This is a genomic window from Kitasatospora sp. MBT66 (assembly GCF_000710405.2).
GTDB lineage: Bacteria > Actinomycetota > Actinomycetes > Streptomycetales > Streptomycetaceae > Kitasatospora > Kitasatospora purpeofusca.
Genome location: NZ_JAIY01000011.1, coordinates 328332 through 345803, shown reverse-complemented (window position 1 = coordinate 345803; position 17472 = coordinate 328332). Strand labels below are relative to the sequence as shown.

The 17472-nt window shown below is 72.3% G+C and carries 15 protein-coding genes; 8 read left to right on the top strand and 7 right to left on the bottom strand.

The genetic code is table 11. The annotated features are described in order from the left end of the window. Positions 1–802, bottom strand: an 802-nt coding sequence (locus BI06_RS32305) for an NAD-dependent epimerase/dehydratase family protein (RefSeq protein ID WP_043474092.1), incomplete at its 3' end; no start/stop codon positions are given. Positions 803–1066: 264 nt separating this feature from the next. Between BI06_RS32305 and BI06_RS32300 the strand changes: the two genes are divergently transcribed. Next, positions 1067–1438 carry a hypothetical protein gene (locus BI06_RS32300; protein WP_149030555.1) on the top strand — a complete coding sequence of 124 codons (372 nt, stop codon included), beginning with the start codon at positions 1067–1069 and terminating at the stop codon, positions 1436–1438. Positions 1439–1541: 103 nt separating this feature from the next. Here BI06_RS32300 and BI06_RS32295 read toward each other — a convergent pair whose 3' ends face one another. Both BI06_RS32295 and BI06_RS32290 read right to left on the bottom strand, forming a co-directional pair. Beyond that, positions 1542–2456, bottom strand: coding sequence for a LysR family transcriptional regulator (locus BI06_RS32295; protein ID WP_043474087.1), 915 nt, complete (start codon positions 2454–2456; stop codon positions 1542–1544). Between the two features lie 120 nt (positions 2457–2576). Next, positions 2577–3566, bottom strand: coding sequence for an aldo/keto reductase (locus BI06_RS32290; RefSeq protein WP_043474085.1), 990 nt, complete (start codon positions 3564–3566; stop codon positions 2577–2579). Positions 3567–3797: 231 nt separating this feature from the next. Between BI06_RS32290 and BI06_RS32285 the strand changes: the two genes are divergently transcribed. Further along, a complete protein-coding gene (locus BI06_RS32285) occupies positions 3798–5330 on the top strand; it encodes an AMP-binding protein (protein ID WP_043474082.1) in 1533 nt (510 codons plus the stop codon). Positions 5331–5364: 34 nt separating this feature from the next. On the opposite strand, the gene BI06_RS32280 is transcribed toward BI06_RS32285, so the two are convergent. Further along, the gene (locus BI06_RS32280) at positions 5365–5739 is read right to left on the bottom strand and encodes a hypothetical protein (RefSeq protein WP_030397190.1); all 375 of its coding nucleotides are present in this window, start codon (positions 5737–5739) and stop codon (positions 5365–5367) included. Positions 5740–6048: 309 nt separating this feature from the next. Between BI06_RS32280 and BI06_RS32275 the strand changes: the two genes are divergently transcribed. Beyond that, on the top strand, positions 6049–6534 hold the full coding sequence (locus tag BI06_RS32275) for a hypothetical protein (protein ID WP_030397191.1): 486 nt from the start codon (positions 6049–6051) through the stop codon (positions 6532–6534). A gap of 78 nt (positions 6535–6612) precedes the next feature. Here BI06_RS32275 and BI06_RS32270 read toward each other — a convergent pair whose 3' ends face one another. Then, positions 6613–7107 carry a DUF1269 domain-containing protein gene (locus tag BI06_RS32270; protein WP_233290373.1) on the bottom strand — a complete coding sequence of 165 codons (495 nt, stop codon included), beginning with the start codon at positions 7105–7107 and terminating at the stop codon, positions 6613–6615. A 276-nt stretch (positions 7108–7383) separates the two neighbouring features. Here BI06_RS32270 and BI06_RS32265 point away from each other — a divergent pair, with 276 nt between their 5' ends. Then, a complete protein-coding gene (locus BI06_RS32265; RefSeq protein WP_030397193.1) occupies positions 7384–8286 on the top strand; it encodes a polyphosphate kinase 2 family protein in 903 nt (300 codons plus the stop codon). Positions 8287–8457: 171 nt separating this feature from the next. Continuing rightward, positions 8458–11181, top strand: coding sequence for an HAD-IC family P-type ATPase (locus BI06_RS32260; protein WP_043474080.1), 2724 nt, complete (start codon positions 8458–8460; stop codon positions 11179–11181). 30 nt (positions 11182–11211) lie between these two features. On the opposite strand, the gene BI06_RS32255 is transcribed toward BI06_RS32260, so the two are convergent. Further along, positions 11212–11451 (bottom strand): amphi-Trp domain-containing protein, encoded by a 240-nt coding sequence (locus BI06_RS32255; RefSeq protein ID WP_063795054.1) that lies wholly within the window; start codon positions 11449–11451, stop codon positions 11212–11214. Between the two features lie 423 nt (positions 11452–11874). On the opposite strand from BI06_RS32255, the gene BI06_RS32250 reads away from it, so the two are divergent. Next, positions 11875–14463 carry a collagenase gene (locus BI06_RS32250; protein WP_233290372.1) on the top strand — a complete coding sequence of 863 codons (2589 nt, stop codon included), beginning with the start codon at positions 11875–11877 and terminating at the stop codon, positions 14461–14463. Positions 14464–14799: 336 nt separating this feature from the next. After that, complete coding sequence (locus BI06_RS32240) at positions 14800–15144, top strand: 5-carboxymethyl-2-hydroxymuconate Delta-isomerase (RefSeq protein ID WP_037782013.1); 345 nt, start codon at positions 14800–14802, stop codon at positions 15142–15144. A 43-nt stretch (positions 15145–15187) separates the two neighbouring features. Here BI06_RS32240 and BI06_RS32235 read toward each other — a convergent pair whose 3' ends face one another. Next, positions 15188–15442 (bottom strand): hypothetical protein, encoded by a 255-nt coding sequence (locus BI06_RS32235; protein ID WP_030397199.1) that lies wholly within the window; start codon positions 15440–15442, stop codon positions 15188–15190. A 732-nt stretch (positions 15443–16174) separates the two neighbouring features. On the opposite strand from BI06_RS32235, the gene BI06_RS32230 reads away from it, so the two are divergent. Continuing rightward, positions 16175–17392 (top strand): hypothetical protein, encoded by a 1218-nt coding sequence (locus tag BI06_RS32230; RefSeq protein ID WP_082558825.1) that lies wholly within the window; start codon positions 16175–16177, stop codon positions 17390–17392. The last annotated feature ends 80 nt before the right edge of the window (positions 17393–17472 follow it).

The following is a 17472-nucleotide window of genomic DNA, read 5'->3' as shown; positions in this document are numbered from 1 at the left end:
CCACGGCCGCCAGCGCCGCGAGGTTGGCGGCGGCGACGTCCTCGACGTGGACGAAGTCCCGGCGCTGGCCGCCGTCCTCGAAGACCCGGGGCGCCTCGCCCCGGGCGAGGGCCGACCGGAAGAGCGAGGCCACCCCCGCGTACGGGGTGTCGCGCGGCATCCCCGGGCCGTAAACATTGTGGTAGCGCAGCGTCAGCACGGCCCCGCCGCAGGCACGCGCCCAGGCCGCGGCCAGGTGTTCCTGGGCGAGCTTGGTCACCGCGTAGACGTTGCGGGGGTCGGCGGGCGCGCTCTCCGCGACCAGGTCCGGCCGCAGCGGAGCGTCGCAGACCGGGCAGGGCGGCTCGAACCGCCCGGCGTCCAGATCGGCCGGCCGCCTCGGCCCCGGTGCCACCTCGCCGTGCCGCGCACAGCGGTAGCGCCCCTCCCCGTAGACCACCATGGACCCGGCCAGCACCAGCCGCCGGACACCGGTCCGCGCCATCGCGGCCAGCACCACCGCCGTACCGAGGTCGTTGCAGCCGACGTACTGCGGCGCGTCGTCCAGGTCCAGCCCCAGCCCGACCATCGCCGCCTGGTGACAGACCGCGTCCACCCCGGCCAGCGCCCCCTCGACGGCGGCCGCGTCCCGGACGTCCCCGCGCCGGAAGTCGACACCCGGGGGCAGCACGGGCGCCCTCCCGGCCGGATGGACGGCCGGCAGCAGGGCGTCCAGCACCCGCACCTCGTGCCCGGCCGCGACCAGGGCTCGTACCACGGACACGCCGATGAAACCGGCACCGCCGGTGACCAGGATTCTCATGCCGCCGACGCTAGCGGCCGCCCGGACCCGCGGCGCCCCGACACGGGGCGGCGTCAGGGAACGGTAAGACGCGGGCGGGTCGCACGACGGTCGGGCGGAACGCCTGGCACAGGCGTTGCGACCGACCGGGGTGGACGCCGCGCCCGCCCCGGTCGGCGGTCAGCGGCTCGGCTCGGCGGGCCGGCCTGGAAGAACGGGAACCGAAGGCGACTTCATGATCGTCTCCAGTTCCGGTACGAACGGACGATCGAGTGGGGGACGGGCATGGCGAGGACGACGGGCGTGGTGCTCTGCTTGCTGGCGGCGGGTGCGGTCTGGCTGCTCGGCATGATGTCCGGCATCGAGACCCGGCCGACGCGGGCCTGCGTCACCGAGCTCTACGGATGGGACCCGGCGGAGTACCGGGAACCCGAGCACAGGGACATCCGGATCGAGGAGTCGTTCTTCCCGCCCTCGCACGTCTGCCGCTGGCCGGACGGCCGCTCCGTCGATCTGGTGCCCTGGTGGAACGCCCCGCTCCTGTTCGGCGCGCTGGGCGGCGCCGTCCTGCTGCCGGCGTACCCGCTGGCCCGGCGCGCGGTCGCCCGGCGGCGGGGTCGCAGCACGCCGTCGCGGGCCGTTCGCACCGGGAGGTAGACCGACAGGTCGACGGACGGCGGCGGCCGGACCGCTGGCACGGCCTGCCTCCGGGTGCGGCGGCCTCGTCCGGCGTCACCCACCACACCGAAGCGAGGGGCCGTCAGGGGGCGGTCGGCGCCGCGAAGAGTGACCGGATGGTCTCGGTGGCGAGCTTGCGCAGCCAGGTGTGGGCGCGGTCGTCGTCGTAGCGCTGGTGCCACAGCAGGTGCAGCGGGACCTCGGGCAGTGGGAGCGGCAGGGGCAGGGTGACCAGGCCGAGCCGTTCCCGGGCCGTGCGGGTGACCGCGTCGGGGAGGGTGACCACCAGGTCGCTGTCGAGGGCGAGTTGCAGCGCGAAGGCGGCGGTGGGTCCGGCGGCGACGACGTGGCGTTCGAGGCCGCGGTGGGCCAGGGCGTCGTCGATCGGGGAGTGCAGGCTCCCGCGTCGCGAGACTGTGAGGTGTTCGGCGGCGGCGTAGCGCTCGACGGTCAGCGGCTCCTCGGTGAGGGGGTGGCCCGGGCGGACGGCGACGGTCAGCCGGTCCGTGCCGACCAGGTGGTGGCGGATGTCGGGGAGGGTCGGAGTGCCGGAGCCGGATTCGAGGTCGACCTCGCCCCGGCGCAGCTCGGTGTCGTCCGTGCCGGGCTCGGCGGACAGGCGCAGCCGGACGCCGGGTGCCTGGCGGCGGACGGCGGTGATCAGTGCGCTGCCGCAGGCGGCGGTCAGGGTGTCGTGCCAGCGCACGGTGAACACCCGTTCCAGTGAGGCGAGTTCGATCTCCTGCTGGGCCGACAGCAGCTGCTGGGCCTGCTGCACGAGGGTGTGGACCTGGGCGCGCATGGCGAGCGCGCGGGTGGTGGGCACCATGCTGCGGCCGGTGCGGACCAGGATCTGGTCGCCGGTGGCCTTGCGGATCCGGCCGAGCGAGCGGCTCATCGCCGGGGCGGTGACGTGTAGGCGGGCCGCGGCGCCGGCGACGCTGCCTTCCTCCAGCAAGGCGTCCAGGGCGGTGAGGAGGTTCAGATCCAGTTGCATGACAGTCACTCTACAAGTGCACAGAATGCACTCGTTGTTAATGGCTGAGGGCCCTGCCTGCGAAGCGCGGGCGCCCATCACGGCACCGGCACCTGTGCCGGTGCCGTGATGGGCGGTGGTTCAGCGGTTCACCGCGCGCATCCCGTCCTCGTCGTAGCGCTCGCCCTCGACCGCGGGCAGCTCGGCCTCGATGCGGGCCAGGTCCTCGGCGGTCAGCTCGACGTCGACCGCACCGGCGTTCTGCTCCAGGTAGCTGCGGCGCTTGGTGCCCGGGATCGGCACGAGGTCCTCGCCGCGGGACAGCACCCAGGCGATCGCCAGTTGGGCCGGGGTGATGTCCTTCTCCGCGGCGATCTCCTTCACCTTCCCGGCGAGCCGGAGGTTGGCCGCCAGATTGGCCTCGGTGAAGCGCGGGTTGGTGCGGCGGAAGTCGTCCTTGTCGAGCTCGTCCGGGGAGCTGAAGCGGCCCGCGAGGAAGCCGCGGCCCAGCGGGGAGTACGGCACGAAGCCGATTCCGAGCTCCCGGCAGGTGGGGAGCACCTCGGCCTCCACGTCCCGGGTCCAGAGCGAGTACTCGGTCTGGACGGCGGTGACCGGGTGGACGGCGTGGGCGCGGCGGATGGTCTCCGCGCTCGCCTCGCTCAGCCCGATGTGGCGCACCTTGCCCTCGGCGACCAGTTCGGCGAGCGCGCCGACGGTCTCCTCGATGGGCACGGTCGGGTCGACCCGGTGCTGGTAGTACAGGTCGATGCGGTCGGTCCCGAGCCGCGTCAGCGAACCGTGGACGGAGCTGCGGACGTGCTCGGCCGAGCCGTCCTGGCGGCCCACGGTCGACATGTCGCCCGGAACGGCTTCGTCCATGCGGTAGTTGAACTTCGTGGCGATCACGTACTCGTCACGGTGCCCCCGGACGGCCTCGCCGACCAGGGACTCGTTGGTGAGCGGCCCGTAGACCTGCGCCGTGTCGAGGAAGGTGATGCCGAGGTCCAGGGCACGCCGGACGGTCGCGACGCCCTCGTCCTGGTCGGCGGTGCCGTAGAAGGCGGACATCCCCATGCAGCCGAGGCCGATGGCCGAAACCTGGAGATCCCGCAGAGTGCGCTGTCGCATGTGGCGACCCGGCCCTTCGTCTCGTTCTTGCCGTTGGTTCCTGGTGAGGCCCCGACGCCGGCACCGTTCCGGGGCCCGGGCCCGGGCCCGGCGACCGCTCGGCCACGTCTCCTCGGAGAGGACCCTACGGTGCGCCCCGCTCCGGGGAACTGACCTGGCGTCGGTTCGGCGTGCCGCCCGGTGCGCGGTTAGCCTGGGTCCGTGGTTGCTGCCTACCAGGAAGAAGTGGCCATGAGCGTAGCGGAGTTCATCAGCGCACCCGCCCTCGTCCTGAGGTCCCTCGCCCGGGACCCCGACCGGCCGGCCGTCACCACCGCCGACGGCACCACCCTCACCGCCGGAGAGTTGGCCGCCACCGCCTACCGCCTCGGCCACGAACTCGTCGCCCGCGGCGTCACCCGGGGCGACACCGTCGCCCTGCTCACCGGCAACACCCCCGAAGCGCTCGCCGCCCGCTACGCCGCCGGGGTCGCGGGTGCCCGGGTGGTCAGCTTGTACGAGGGCATGAGCACCGCCGTCCTCGCCGGGATCGTCGCCAGTGTCGACACCGCCGTCCTCCTCGTCGACGCCGAACGGTACGCGGAAGCAGTGGAGTTGACCGCACTGACCGACGTGCCGACGGTGCTCGCCCTGGGCCCGGGCCCGGCCGCGGTCGGTGAGGACGCGATCGCCGCCGCCGCCCACCGTCCCTCCGAGCCCCCGGCCGTGCGGATCGGCCCGGAGGACCACCTGGGCATCCGCCACACCGGCGGTACCACCGGCATCCCCAAGGGCATCCTCAGCCTGCACGGCCCCTACCGCCGGGTGTTCGACATCCCCTTCGGCCCGGACGGGAAGGCGCCCCGCTTCCTCGCGGCCACCTCGCTCGCCCATCTGGCCGGAGTGCTATCCGATCTGACGCTCCATCACGGTGGATCGGTCTTCCTCCAGCGCTCCTTCGACCCCGGCGAGGTGCTGGCCGCCGTCGAACGCGAGCGCATCACCGACCTGTGGGTCCTGCCGCCGCTGCTCCACCGGCTGCTTGACCACCCCTCGATCACCGGCACCGACCTCTCCAGCCTGCACCGCGTCAGCTACGGCGGCTGCGTGGCCTCCCCGACCCGGGTCCGCGAGGCCATCGAGGTGTTCGGGCCGATCCTGACCAGTGGCTACGGGATGTCGGAGGCGCAGAACATCGCCGTCCTCACCCCGCAGGACCACGACCGGACCGGGCCCGACGGACAGCTCTCCGTCGGCCGCCCCCTCCCGGGTGTCGAGGTGGTGATCCGCTCCGCCGACGGCGCCCCGCTGCCGGCCGGCGAGCAGGGCGAGATCCACGTCCGCTCGCACTCCCTCATGGCGGGGTACTGGAAGCGCCCGGAGCTGACCGCGGAGGTGCTGCGCGACGGCTGGCTGCGCACCGGGGACATCGGCCACCTCGACCAGGACGGCTACCTCTACCTGGCCGACCGGCGCACGGACCGGATCATCGTGGTCGGCGGCCACGTCTACCCGTCGGAGGTGGAGGAACTGCTGCTCACCCACCCGGACGTGGCCCAGTGCGCCGTCCTCGGCGTGCGCGACGCGCAGCAGACCGAGCACGTCCACGCCGTGGTGGTCCCCGCGCCCGGGCGGCACCCGGAACTGGCAGACGTCCGCGCCTTCGTCACCACCCGCAAGGGCCGGATCTACGCGCCGGACGCGCTGCACCTGGTGCCGGAGATCCCGCTCACTTCCGCCGGCAAGCCGGACAAGAAGCACCTGCGCGCGACCCTCGCGGGCTGACCCCGGGCCGGGGGCCGACCCCCGGTCGGCCGCCTCACAGGAGCGTGAGCACATCCTGGTGCGCCCCGTCGAGGACGAGGCCGTTGTCCCACCGGACCCGGACCGTCACCCGCTTCCCCCGCTCGCGGTGGGCGGTCCACTCCGGTTCCAGTTCGGCGATCTCCGCCTCCAGCCGCTCCCGGCTGCCCGCCGGCATGGTGTGCCCGTAGTCCTCGAACAGTGCCTTGAGCCGCTGGTACTCGCGGACCTCGTGGCTCTCCGGGAGCTCCCCGTCCACCCGCTCGACGGTGCCCTCGATGCCGGCGCCCAGCGCGAGGAACCCGACCGCGGCCCCGGGCTCCCCGGCGAAGGCCTCGCCGATCCCGAGGTCCTCCGCCAACCGGACCCGCCGGCCTTCCTCCAGGGTCATCCGTCCGCTGCCTCTCCGTCGATCCGTCGTGGTTCCGCCGTTGTTCCGCTGCCGCCGCCGACCCGGCGGGCCCGCGACCAGGCCATTATCCGCGCTGCCGACCCTGCCCCTGGCCGGGGCCCGCACCGGGCGGTACTGCGTACGGCCGGCCGTCACGCGAAATTCACAAACCGGCATCTACTCGCATAGACCGACGGTGGGTCATCCTGGTGCGGCATTCGCGGGCGAGTCCGAGGTCCACCACACCCTCACCTGGAGAAGCCGATGAAGCTCATGAAGCTGACGAGGCCCATGACGCCGATGAAGCCGATGAAGCCACGTACCGCAGCAACCGCAGCCACCGTCGTCGCCCTGGCCCTGGCCGGCCTCGCCGTCTCGGCGCCCACGGCCGGCGCCAGCGGCACCAAGCTGTCGCAGGCGACGGCGGCCGGCCAGTTCCGGAGCGCCGGCATCACCTGGAGCTCCAGCGGCGGCTGCACCACCCGCTCCAACTCCACCTGCACCTCGTTCGAGCAGATCAACTCGGGCACGGTGAGCACGATCATCACCCTCAAGCAGTCCAGCGGCTGCGCCATCAACATCACGGGCGGGACCGAGGTGGGCCACGCCTCCGGTACCTACAGCCACTACAACGGCTACAAGGTCGACATCTCCCGCAGCTCCTGCATCGACGGCTACATCCAGAACAGCTTCACCTACATCGGCCTGCGCGGCGACGGCTACCCGCAGTGGAAGGCAGCCTCCGGCAACCTCTACTGCAACGAGGGCAGCCACTGGGACATCCTGGTCTACTGACGCCGGTCCACCGGGGGGCCGGCCGCTCCGGCCGGCCCCCCGGTGGCCCCGGCCGCGCTCACTCGCTCTGGCCGGCGCTCACTCGCCCTCGGTGAACGCCTCCCGCAGCCGGGCCTCCTCCTCCGCCGAGAGGTTCGTCTCCAGGAGCTCGGCGTGCCGGCCGGTGAACTCCGTCCTGACCCGGTCGACCACGGCGTCCGAGCTGAGCACGAACAGCGCCGAGGTGCCCGGGGTGACCTTCTCCCGCACCTGGCGCACGAAGTCGTCGTCGATGCCGACGTGCGCGAGGTGCCCGCCGAGCGCACCCCCGGCCGCGCCCAGCGCCGCGCCGAGCAGGGGGACGAAGAAGATCAGCCCGAGGATGAAGCCCCAGAAGGCGCCACCGACGGCGCCCATCCCGACGAGGTCGCCCAGATGACGGGTCCTGGGCTTCCGGGCACCGTCCGGCCAGCTGACCACGGCGCCGTCCTCGACCTTGATCAGTTCCTGCCGCTGGAGCTTCTGCAGGGTGTCGAGGGCTTCGTCCGCCCCGGTCGCGGTGGGGAAACGCCAGACCGTCAGGGTCGCCATCATGGTCTCCGATCGCAGGGGAATGCCCGAAGCCCCATCGTCGTCCCGGGCCCGGGCCGCCGCCACGCACGGCCGTCGGACGGGCGACCGGGGTGACCCCTGGCTGCTCGTGGGCCCCACCCCCGGACGGGCGAAGACGGATTGACGCCGCCACCGGGCGGCCACAGCGTGGCAGATGGCACTCCCTCCGCAGACCCGCCCGGCCCCGCCGGCTGTCCAGGTCCACCCGACCGCGCGGACGGAGCGACCGGCGGGCTGCGAAAGGAACCGGTGCGCGCGATGTCGGACGGACGGGCGGCCCAACGCGTCGCGAAGTTCATCAAGCCGCTGCGGGTGAAGCCGGGATCGACGGTGGACCTCACGGAGGACTTCGATCCCCGGTACAAGGCGGGCATGAAGAAGAGCGAAGGCGTCGAGCTGCTGCGCACCGGGGTCTCGCTGCTGGCCGACCTCCAGGCGCGGCTGGCCGCCCAGGACACCTACGGCGTGCTGTTCTGCCTCCAGGCGATCGACGCCGGCGGCAAGGACGGGACGATCCGCCACGTCATGAGCGGGGTGAACCCGCAGGGTGTCCGGGTGAGCAGTTTCAAGGTGCCGTCCGCCGAGGAACTCGACCACGACTACCTGTGGCGGTACGCGCAGCGGCTCCCGTCGCGCGGCGAGATCGGCATCTTCAACCGCTCGCACTACGAGGAGGTGCTCGTGGTGCGGGTCCACCCGGAGAACCTCGACCGGCAGAAGCTGCCCGAGGAGGCGAAGGGCCCGGACGTCTGGCGCCGCCGCTACCGGGAGATCAACGACTGGGAGCGCTACCTCACGGACAACGGGATCAAGGTGGTGAAGGTCTTCCTGAACCTCTCCAAGGAGGAGCAGCGCCTGCGCTTCCTGAAGCGGATCGACCGACCGGAGAAGAACTGGAAGTTCTCCGCGGCCGACGTCCACGAGCGGGAGTACTGGGACGACTACCAGGAGGCGTTCTCCGAGATGCTGTCGGCCACCAGTACGCCGTGGGCGCCCTGGTACGTGGTGCCGGCCGACCGCAAGTGGTTCGCCCGGATCTGCGCGGCCGGGGTGCTCGCGCACACGCTGTTCGGGATCGACCCGCAGTACCCCACGCTCGACGGGAAGGCGCGCAAGGAACTCCTCGCCGCCCGGCGCGGGCTGGAGTCGGAGGCGCCCTGACCGGGGCGCCGGGTCGGTCCGAGACGTGCCCGGACCGACGGACAGGTCCCCGGTCCGTCCGGCGCGTCCCCGGACTGGCCCGAGCGTCCCGACCGGCCCGAGCGTCCCGACCGTCCCGAGCGTTCCGACCGTCCTGAGCGTCCCGACCGTCCCGATCGTTGAGGAGTGAAGATGGCGGAGCAGCCCGGCGGGTCCGGACCGCAGGAGGCCTGGCACACCCTGACGCCGGAGCAGGTCGCCGCCCGGCTGGGCGTCGACCCGGCGGTCGGGCTCGGCGCCGCCGGGGCGGCCGAACTGCTGGCCGCCGACGGCCCGAACACCCTCCCCGAGGAGAAGCGGAAGCCGGACTGGCTGCGCTTCCTCGACCAGTACCGCAGCTACATGCAGATCATCCTGGTCGCCGCGGCGGTGGTCTCGATGGCCATCGGGGAGTGGACCACGGCGATCCTGCTGATCGTCCTGACCCTGCTCAACGCGCTGGTGGGCCTGCGCCAGGAGGGCAAGGCCGAGAGCGCGATGAACGCGCTGAAGTCGATGATGGAGGCGACGGCGCGGGTCCGGCGGGACGGCGCCGAGGCCGAGATCCCGGCCGAACAGCTGGTGGTCGGCGACATCGTGCTCCTCGCGGCGGGGGACGAGGTCCCGGCGGACGGGCGGATCGTCGTGGCCGGTTCGCTGCAGATCGACGAGTCCGCGTTGACGGGGGAGAGCGTCCCGGCCGCCAAGGACGCGGGCACCCTGACGGAGGCGGACCTGGGGCCGGGGGACCGGACCAACATGGCGTTCATGAACACCCCGGTCACCCACGGCAGCGGACTGCTCGTCGTCACCGCGACCGGCGCCGGGACGGAACTGGGCCGGATCTCCCGGATGCTGTCGGCGACCAGGAAGGAGCAGTCGCCGCTGACCCGCGAGCTCAACACCCTGACGCTGTGGATCGCGGCGGCCGCCGGCCTGACCATGGTGGTGATGTTCGCCCTCGGCCGCAGCCGCGACCAGGCGTGGGACACGCTGTTCGTCAGCGCGGTCTCGCTGGCGATCGCGGCCATCCCGGAGGCGCTGCCGACGGTCAGCCAGGTGATCCTCTCCGTCGGCAGCCTCAAGCTGGCCGAGCGCAACGCGATCGTCAAGGAGCTGCCGTCGGTCGAGACCCTCGGCTTCACCTCGGCCGTCAACTCCGACAAGACCGGCACGCTGACCATGAACCAGATGACGGTGGTGGAGGTGGTCAGCCCCACCGACCGCTACACCGTGTCCGGCACCGGCTACCGCCTGGAGGGGCGGATCCACCACGCCGCCGGATCCTCCCCGAGTATCGAGGACGCAGTGCTGCCCTACCTGGTCGCCAACGACGCCGAACTGGTCGACGGAGCGGTGGTCGGCGACCCGACCGAGGGCGCGCTGCTCGTCCTCGGCCACAAGGCGGGCCTGGACATCGCGGCCACCCGGGAGCGTTTCCCCCGGCTGGCGGTGCTGCCGTTCGACCCCGGCTACAAGCTGATGGCCAGCTTCAACGAGGCGAAGGACGCCGACGGCCGGCCGGTCGTGCGCTGCTTCGTCAAGGGCGCGGCCCCGGCGGTGACCGCCCGCGCCGCCACCGCGCTCGCGGACGGCGCGGGCATCCCGTGGGACGAGGAGCTCGCCGGCCGGGCCCGGGCGCAGAACGAGCGGATGGGCGCCGAGGGCCTGCGGGTGATGGCCGCCGCCTACCGCGATCTGGACCCGGCGGACTTCGACCCGGCGGGCGACCTGCTCGGGTACGTCACCGAGCTGCGGATGACCAGCCTGGTGGGCATGGTCGACCCGCCGCGCGAGGAGTCCAGGGCCGCGATCGCCGACGCGCAGGCCGCCCACATCCGGGTGCGGATGGTGACGGGGGACGACGTCACGACCGGCGCCGCCATCGCCCGCCAGCTCGGCATCGGCGGCGAGGCGGTGCTCGGCGCCGAGTTCGCGGCCTGGCCGGAGCAGGAGCGGCTGGACCGGATCGACGGCATCGGCGTGGTCGGCCGGGTCGCGCCCGAGCACAAGGTGCTGCTCGCGGCCACCCTCAAGCAGAAGGGCGACGTCGTCGCGATGACCGGTGACGGGGTGAACGACGCCCCGGCCATCAAGGCCGCCGACATCGGCATCGCGATGGGCAGCGGCACCGAGGTGGCGAAGAACGCGAGCCGGATGGTCCTCGCCGACGACAACTTCGCCACCATCGTCTACGCGGTGGAGGAGGGCCGGAAGCTCTACGACAACCTCACCAAGTACATCCGCTTCGTACTGGTGCTGCTGGTGACCTTCGTGCTGACCTTCCTCGGCGCCGCCGTCCTGAACATCGCGGCCGGCGAGCCGTTCACCCCGCCGCAGGTGCTGTGGGTCCACTTCGTCGTCAACGCCCCCTTCGGCTTCGCGCTCGGTTTCGACCGGGCGAGCCCGGGCCTGATGCGGCGCACCCCGCGCCCGCGCGGCGAGTCCGTGCTGACCGGGCCCGTCCTGATCACCGTCGGACTCGCCGGACTCGCCGTCACCGCCGCCCTGCTCGGCCTGATCAAGCTCGGTGAGCGGCACTACGACAGCCTGCCGATCGGCAACTCGATGGCGTTCACCGCCTTCGCGCTCTGCCTGATCGTGGCGGCCTACGAATGCCGCAGCGAGCGCGGCTCGGCGCTCGGCGTCAGCACCTTCGACAGCAAGCAGATGAACCGGGCCGCCGTCGGCGAACTCGTCCTGGCCGTCCTGGTCACCCAGATGGACGTCTTCCACCGCATCCTCGGCACCACCGACCTCGACGCCCGGCAGTTCGGCTGGGCCCTGCTCGCCGCCGTGACCCTCCTCGCCCTCTGGGAACTCGGAAAGCTCCTCGCCCGCGCCCTCTCCGGCCACCACCCGTCACCCGCCGGGTGACGCGCGGCTCCCCGGCCGGGGCGGGGGGCGTCAGCGGTCGGTGGGTTCGGTGTGCCAGGTCAGCTCGACCTCCAGCTCGATCTTGCCGTCCTCCAGCTCGACCTCGATCTCGGTGGAGAGCTCGTCGGGGATCCGCAGGGTCAGCCGTCCCGGTCCGAGTTCCAGCTCGGCCTGGCCGCCGCGTCTGAGCGCGGCCGCGAGGGCTTCCAGCTGACCGGCGGCCTCGGTGTGCGACAGGGTGCGCTTCTGGGTGAACTCAAGATCCTTCACGGGTGCCTCCCGCTCCCAGGAGAATCAGCGGCATCCCCCCATTCTGGTTCCGTTTCCTCCGGTCGGCCCGCCGGGGCGGCGGGACGCCGACCGGGCCGCGGGGCGGGGACATGTCCACGGGCTGGGACGGGCGGCGAGTACTTTTCGTGTTCCGCCGGTCGCGCTCGGGAAAGCCGTACACATGCCTTCGGGTGCGGAGCTGCGGCGCTCGCGGGGGCGGTCCGGGCCCGGTGTCACGGTGCGCCGGAAGTCGAGGACTTGGTTCCGTTCCACGCCTTCCACGGCAATGTGAAGTATGCAATTGTACATGCCGCACTTCACCGAACCGATGGTGTGCCGATCCCCGCGGCCTGCCCTTCGACGGTCCCCACCCACGCCCGGTCGTGACCCCACGACGCCCGGGTACAGCTCGGAGGCCCCCACTTGAGTCCCACCCGCATACCCGGCCTGCCGCAACTGGCAAGGCTGCTGACCCTCGTTCTGGCGCTGTGCACCGTGCTCGCCGTGTTCGCCCCCGGCAGCCACGCCGCCCCGACGGCCACCCCCACGGCCCCGGCCGGCACCGGCACCCTGGCACCGCAGCCCGCCGCCGGAACCTCCCCGTACACCGGGGAGGCCGACCGGGGCACGCCCGTCCCGGCCAGGAACCGGGCACCGTTCAACGCCCCGCTGGACGCGGTGGCTTCCGCCCAGTCCCTGGGTCTGACCACCAGCACCATCGGCCGGGCCCCGTCCGCCGGGAGCGCCGCGAAGTCCCTCGGCAGTGCGGCTCCCTCGGCCGCCGAAGCCGCCTGCAACGTCTCGGACTTCACCTCCCGCACCGGTGACGCCCTGGTCCAGCAGGTCAAGGCCGCCACCAGCGACTGCGTCAACCAGCTGTTCAACCTCACCGGGAACGACGCCTACTGGGCGTTCCGCGAGGCCCAGATGGTGAGCGTCGCCGACGCGCTGCGCTCCTCCGCCTCGGTCTACCCGGGCGACAACAGCACCTCGGTCGCGCAGTTGGTGCTCTTCCTGCGGGCCGGCTACTTCGTGCAGTGGTACCACGCGTCCGACGTCGGCACCTACGGCACCGCCCTGCAGAACTCGATCCGCGGGGCGCTCGACTCCTTCTTCAACAGCGCCCGTTCGCGCGACCTGACCGCCGCCAACGCCGCGATCCTCGGCGAGACGGTCACCCTGATCGACAGCGCCCAGGAGAACAGCCGCTACCTGCCGGTGATCAAGCGGCTCCTGACCGACTACAACCCCGCCACCCACAACGGCGTCAAGGGCATGGCCGGAGCGGTCAACAACGTCTTCAGCGTGCTGTTCCGCGGCCACCAGCTCGCGGGCTTCCCGGCCGCCGTCGCCGCCGACCCTTCGCTGCTCGACACCCTCTACAACTTCGCCGCCGTCAACGGCTCCCTCTACGGCACCGACTTCGGCTACCTGCCCTACAACGCGACCCGTGAACTCGGCCGCTTCGTCCAGTACACCGCGCTGCAGCCCAAGGTCCGCCCGCTGCTCAAGGGCCTGGCCCAGCAGAGCTCCCCGAGCGGACGGACGGCCTACCAGTGGGCCGCCGTCGCGGAGATGGCCACCGAGTACGACGCCGCGAACAGCGCCTACTACGGCACCACCGACGCGGCCGCGCGCCTGCGCACCGGCCTGCTGGCGACCAACTTCACCTGCTCGTCGAGCATCCGGATCATCGCCCAGCAGGCGACCTCCGACAACCTGAACGCCGCCTGCCGCAGCCTCACCTCCCAGGACGCCTACTTCCACACGGTGGCCAAGGACAACGGCGCGGTCGCGGACGACCGCAACACCACCATCGAGGTCGTCGTCTTCGACAGCCCCTTCGACTACCAGGTGTTCGCCGCCTCGATCTACGGCATCAACACCGACAACGGCGGGATGTACCTGGAGGGCAAGCCGAACGCGGCCGGCAACCAGCCGCGCTTCCTCGCCTACGAGGCGCCCTTCACCAAGCCCGCGTTCGAGGTGTGGAACCTCAACCACGAGTACACCCACTACCTCGACGGCCGATTCGACATGTACGGCGACTTCGACGCCGGTGTGACCACCCCGACCATCTGGTGGATCGAGGGCTTCGCGGAGTACATCTCCTACTCCTACCGCAAGGTCAACTACGACGCGGCGATCTCCGCGGCGGGCCTGCACACCTACAAGCTCTCCACCCTCTTCGACACCACCTACGAGAACACCAACACCGAGCGCACCTACCGCTGGGGCTACCTCGCCGTGCGCTACATGCTGGAGCAGCACCGCAACGACGTCGACGCCGTGCTCGCCAAGTACCGCACCGGTGACTGGAACGGCGCCCGCGCCGTGCTCAAGACCACCATCGGCACCCGCTACGACGCCGACTTCGACACCTGGCTCACCGCCTGCGCCGCCGGCGCCTGCGCCAACACCACCCCGCCCGCCAACCGGCCCCCCACCGCGGCCTTCACCGCCTCGGTCAACGGCAGCAGCGTCAATCTGACCGACCTGTCCACCGACCCGGACGGCACCGTCGTCGGCCGGACCTGGAGCTTCGGCGACGGCACCGGCTCCACCGCCGCCAACCCCTACAAGACCTACCAGAGCCCCGGCACCTACACCGTCACCCTGACCGTCGTCGACGACAAGGGCGCCAAGGCCACCACCAGCCGCAGCCTGGTGATCACCGCCGCGAGCGAGTGCGCCAACCCGGACGTCCGCGTCCTCGACCGCAACTGCGCCCGCAGCAACGTCTCCGCGACCACCGGGAACTACGCCCACTTCTACCTCTACGTGCCGGCCGGCACGCAGAACATCACCGTCAGCACCAGCGGCGGCACCGGCAACGCCGACCTCTACTACGACTGGGGCAGCTGGGCGACCAAGAACAGCTACGTCACCCGCTCGGCCAAGGCCGGCAACACCGAGTCCCTGACCATCACCAACCCCCCGACCGGCTACGTCTACTTCAGCCTCCTCGCGGAGGAGGGCTTCAACGGAGTGACCGTCACCTCTCGCTACTGAGCCCCGGTCCCCTGACGCCGGCCCCGTGACCCGGGCCACGCAGGTCCACCCTTTCCCCGGCAGGCGGCCGGGGAACGGGCCCCCGGGACACCACCGGCCGCCCGCCGCCTCCCCGGGGCCGGGCGGCCGGTGCCGTCCGCGCCCGGGCGCGGGCCGTCAGGCGCGGGCGGCGAGGATCGCGACCCGCACGTGTTCGGTGAACGTCTCCTGGCCGGCCGGCAGGCACCGCCGGACGTACTCGGCGAACGCGGGGCGGTCCGCGGGCGCGGGCGTGGGGCGGTAGCGTCGCGGGCACCGCCCGCCGGGCCCCGGCGGGTCCTGTCTCCGGAGGTTCCCTTGCCGCAGATCCTGGTCGACCACTCGGCCGAGCTCGACTTCGACCGTGCCGTCTTCGCAGAGGAGGTGCACCGGGCGATCACCGAGGTGATCGACACCACCGTGCCGGACTGCAAGACCGTCTTCCGCCCGGCCGCGCGGTACGTGGTCGGTGACGGGACGACGGGGGAGGCGGTGGTGCTGGTGGAGATCAAGATCCTGGCCGGCCGCAGCGTGGAGCAGCGCGCGGAGCTGACCGCCCGGGTGCTCGCCGTGCTGGAGTCCTGCGTCACCGTGCCGGCCGCGATCGGGGTCGAGGTCACCGAACTGGACCGTGCCACCTACCGCTTCGTTCACCACCGGTAGTGGGTCCGGCGCCCCGCCGGGCGGGGCGCCGTGCGAGGTCCGGTCAGCTCACGCAGGTGAGGATGACCTCCCAGTAGCCGGGGGCGATCACCTCGACCTCCGAGCTGCACTGGGCGTCGGTGTAGCCCGCGGCGTGCGCGGCGGCCCAGGCCCGGTTGGTGGCGGCGGACGGGTTGGGGCCGTAGGCCCTGAAGAGCTTGGTCGCGGTGACCGATGCCTCGGCGGCGGTGCCCGCGGCGCCGAGCAGGGCCACGGTGGCGAGGGTCACGGCGGCGATGCGGCGAGGAAGCGAACCCATGGCTGTTCTCCACTGTCCTGGATGGATGGTGCGGGAAACGGCACGTGCGCTGTCGTTGCAAGCAGGGACTGTAGCAATCGATGTGACGGTCCGACAGACGCCGGACGGTCGGGATCGATCGAGGGCGGAGGGCGTCCTCGCCCCGGGGTCCAGGAGCGCGTCGCCCGCCGGGTGCAATTCATTTCAGTTTATATTCTGGCGCGGCATCGAAGCCCGCCCGGCGGCCGCAAGCGGACTTCGTCGCCCCCGGCCGGCCCCGTGGAAGTCGGCCCTGACCTGCGCGCTCGACCTCGTCTTGCCCGGGGGTTTGCCAATCGCCGGTGTGCCGTTCTCTTGACGCGGGTGACGGGGGTTCATCACTCTTGGCCTCGGCCAGCTGGTGTGGCTGGGATGGAGAACCACATTCATCTCAGCTCATGCCTCCTCATGGCCTCGACCACGAGTCGTGGAAGGAGGTGTCCGTCATGAAGAAGATCGTCGTCCGCAAGGCCGGCCCGGTCCGCCTGACCAGCACGGCGCGTGCGCTGTACCTGCCGTGGGACTGCATGGTGCAGGTCTGATCCGACCCCGAGGGCAGGGGACGGCGGTGCCGGTCGGGCGCATCACGACCGGCACCGCTCCCTCCGACCGCTCAACCGGTCGAACCGCTCCACCCGTTCACCCCGTTCCACCCGTTCACCCGCTCCATCCGTCCGTTCCCTCCGCCCGCCCCACCTCCCGCAAGGAGGCCCCGTGCACTCCCCGGTGGACAGCAACTCCGACGCCCCGGGCCTCGACCTGGACCGACCGCTGCCCCTGCGCCGGCTCGTCTACCTGGAGGAGGCCGACGAAGTCACCATCGGCAGCCCGGAGACCGACACCTACGCCGTCTTCCCGGCCGACGGCGCGGAGCTGGTCCGGATGCTGGCCGACGGCCTCACCCCGCGCGAGGCGGCCGAGCGCTACCGGACCGCGCACGGCGAGAGCGTGGACATCGCCGACCTGGTCGAAGTGCTCGCGGACCTCGACCTCCTCCGCCCCGCCGACGCGCCGACGGTCGAGACCGCGCCGGTGCGCTGGCAGCGCCTGGGCGGAATCGTGTTCGGCCGCCCGGCGCTGGTGGGTTACGCACTCGTGACGGCCCTCGCCGCGGTCGAGATGGTCCGGGTGCCCGCCCTGGTCCCGCGCACCGACAACCTGTTCTTCACCACGTCCTACACCCTCGTCGTCCTGCTCCTGTTCTTCGGCCAGGCGCCGCTGCTGGCGCTGCACGAGGCGTTCCACGCGCTGGCCGGGCGTCGGCTGGGACTGCGCTCACGGCTCTCGGTCGGGCACCGCCTGGTGTACCTGGTGCTGGAGACCTCGCTCGACGGCCTGGTGAGCGTGCCGCGCCGACAGCGCTACCTGCCCATCCTGGCGGGCATGCTGGCCGACGTGCTGGCGATCGCCGTCCTCACCCTGGTCGCCGACGCGACGCGCGGGGGCGCCGCCACCGTCGCCCGGCTCTGCCTCGCGATCGCCTACGCCACGGTGCTGCGGCTGGCCTGGCAGGGCTTCTTCTACCTGCGCACCGACCTCTATGTGCTGCTCAGCACCGCGCTCGGCTGCGTGAACCTGCACGCCGCCGCGGTCGACGTGCTCCGCAACACCGTGGGGCGGGTCACCGGGCGGCCGCCGGTGGACCTGGAGGTCCACCATCCCGTCGACCGGCGTGCCGCCCGCTGGTACTCCTGGCTGATGGTCGTGGGCTACGCGTTCACCCTGACGATGTTCGCCGGCGTCGTCGTACCGACGGCGTACCGGCTGCTGCACGACGTGTGGCTGCGGATGACCGGCCAGGGGTCGACGGCCGCCCGGCTGGACTCGATCGTCCTGCTGCTGCTGAGCCTCGCCCAGACCGCCGCCGTCGTGGTCCTCGCCGTCCGGGAGCGCCGCGCTGCCCGGCGCCCCGCCCCCGCCCGGACGGCCTGACACGGACGGCCTCGCCCCGGACGGCCCGACACGGACCGCCTCACCCCGGGACGGCCTCGCCCCGGACGACCCGCCCCACC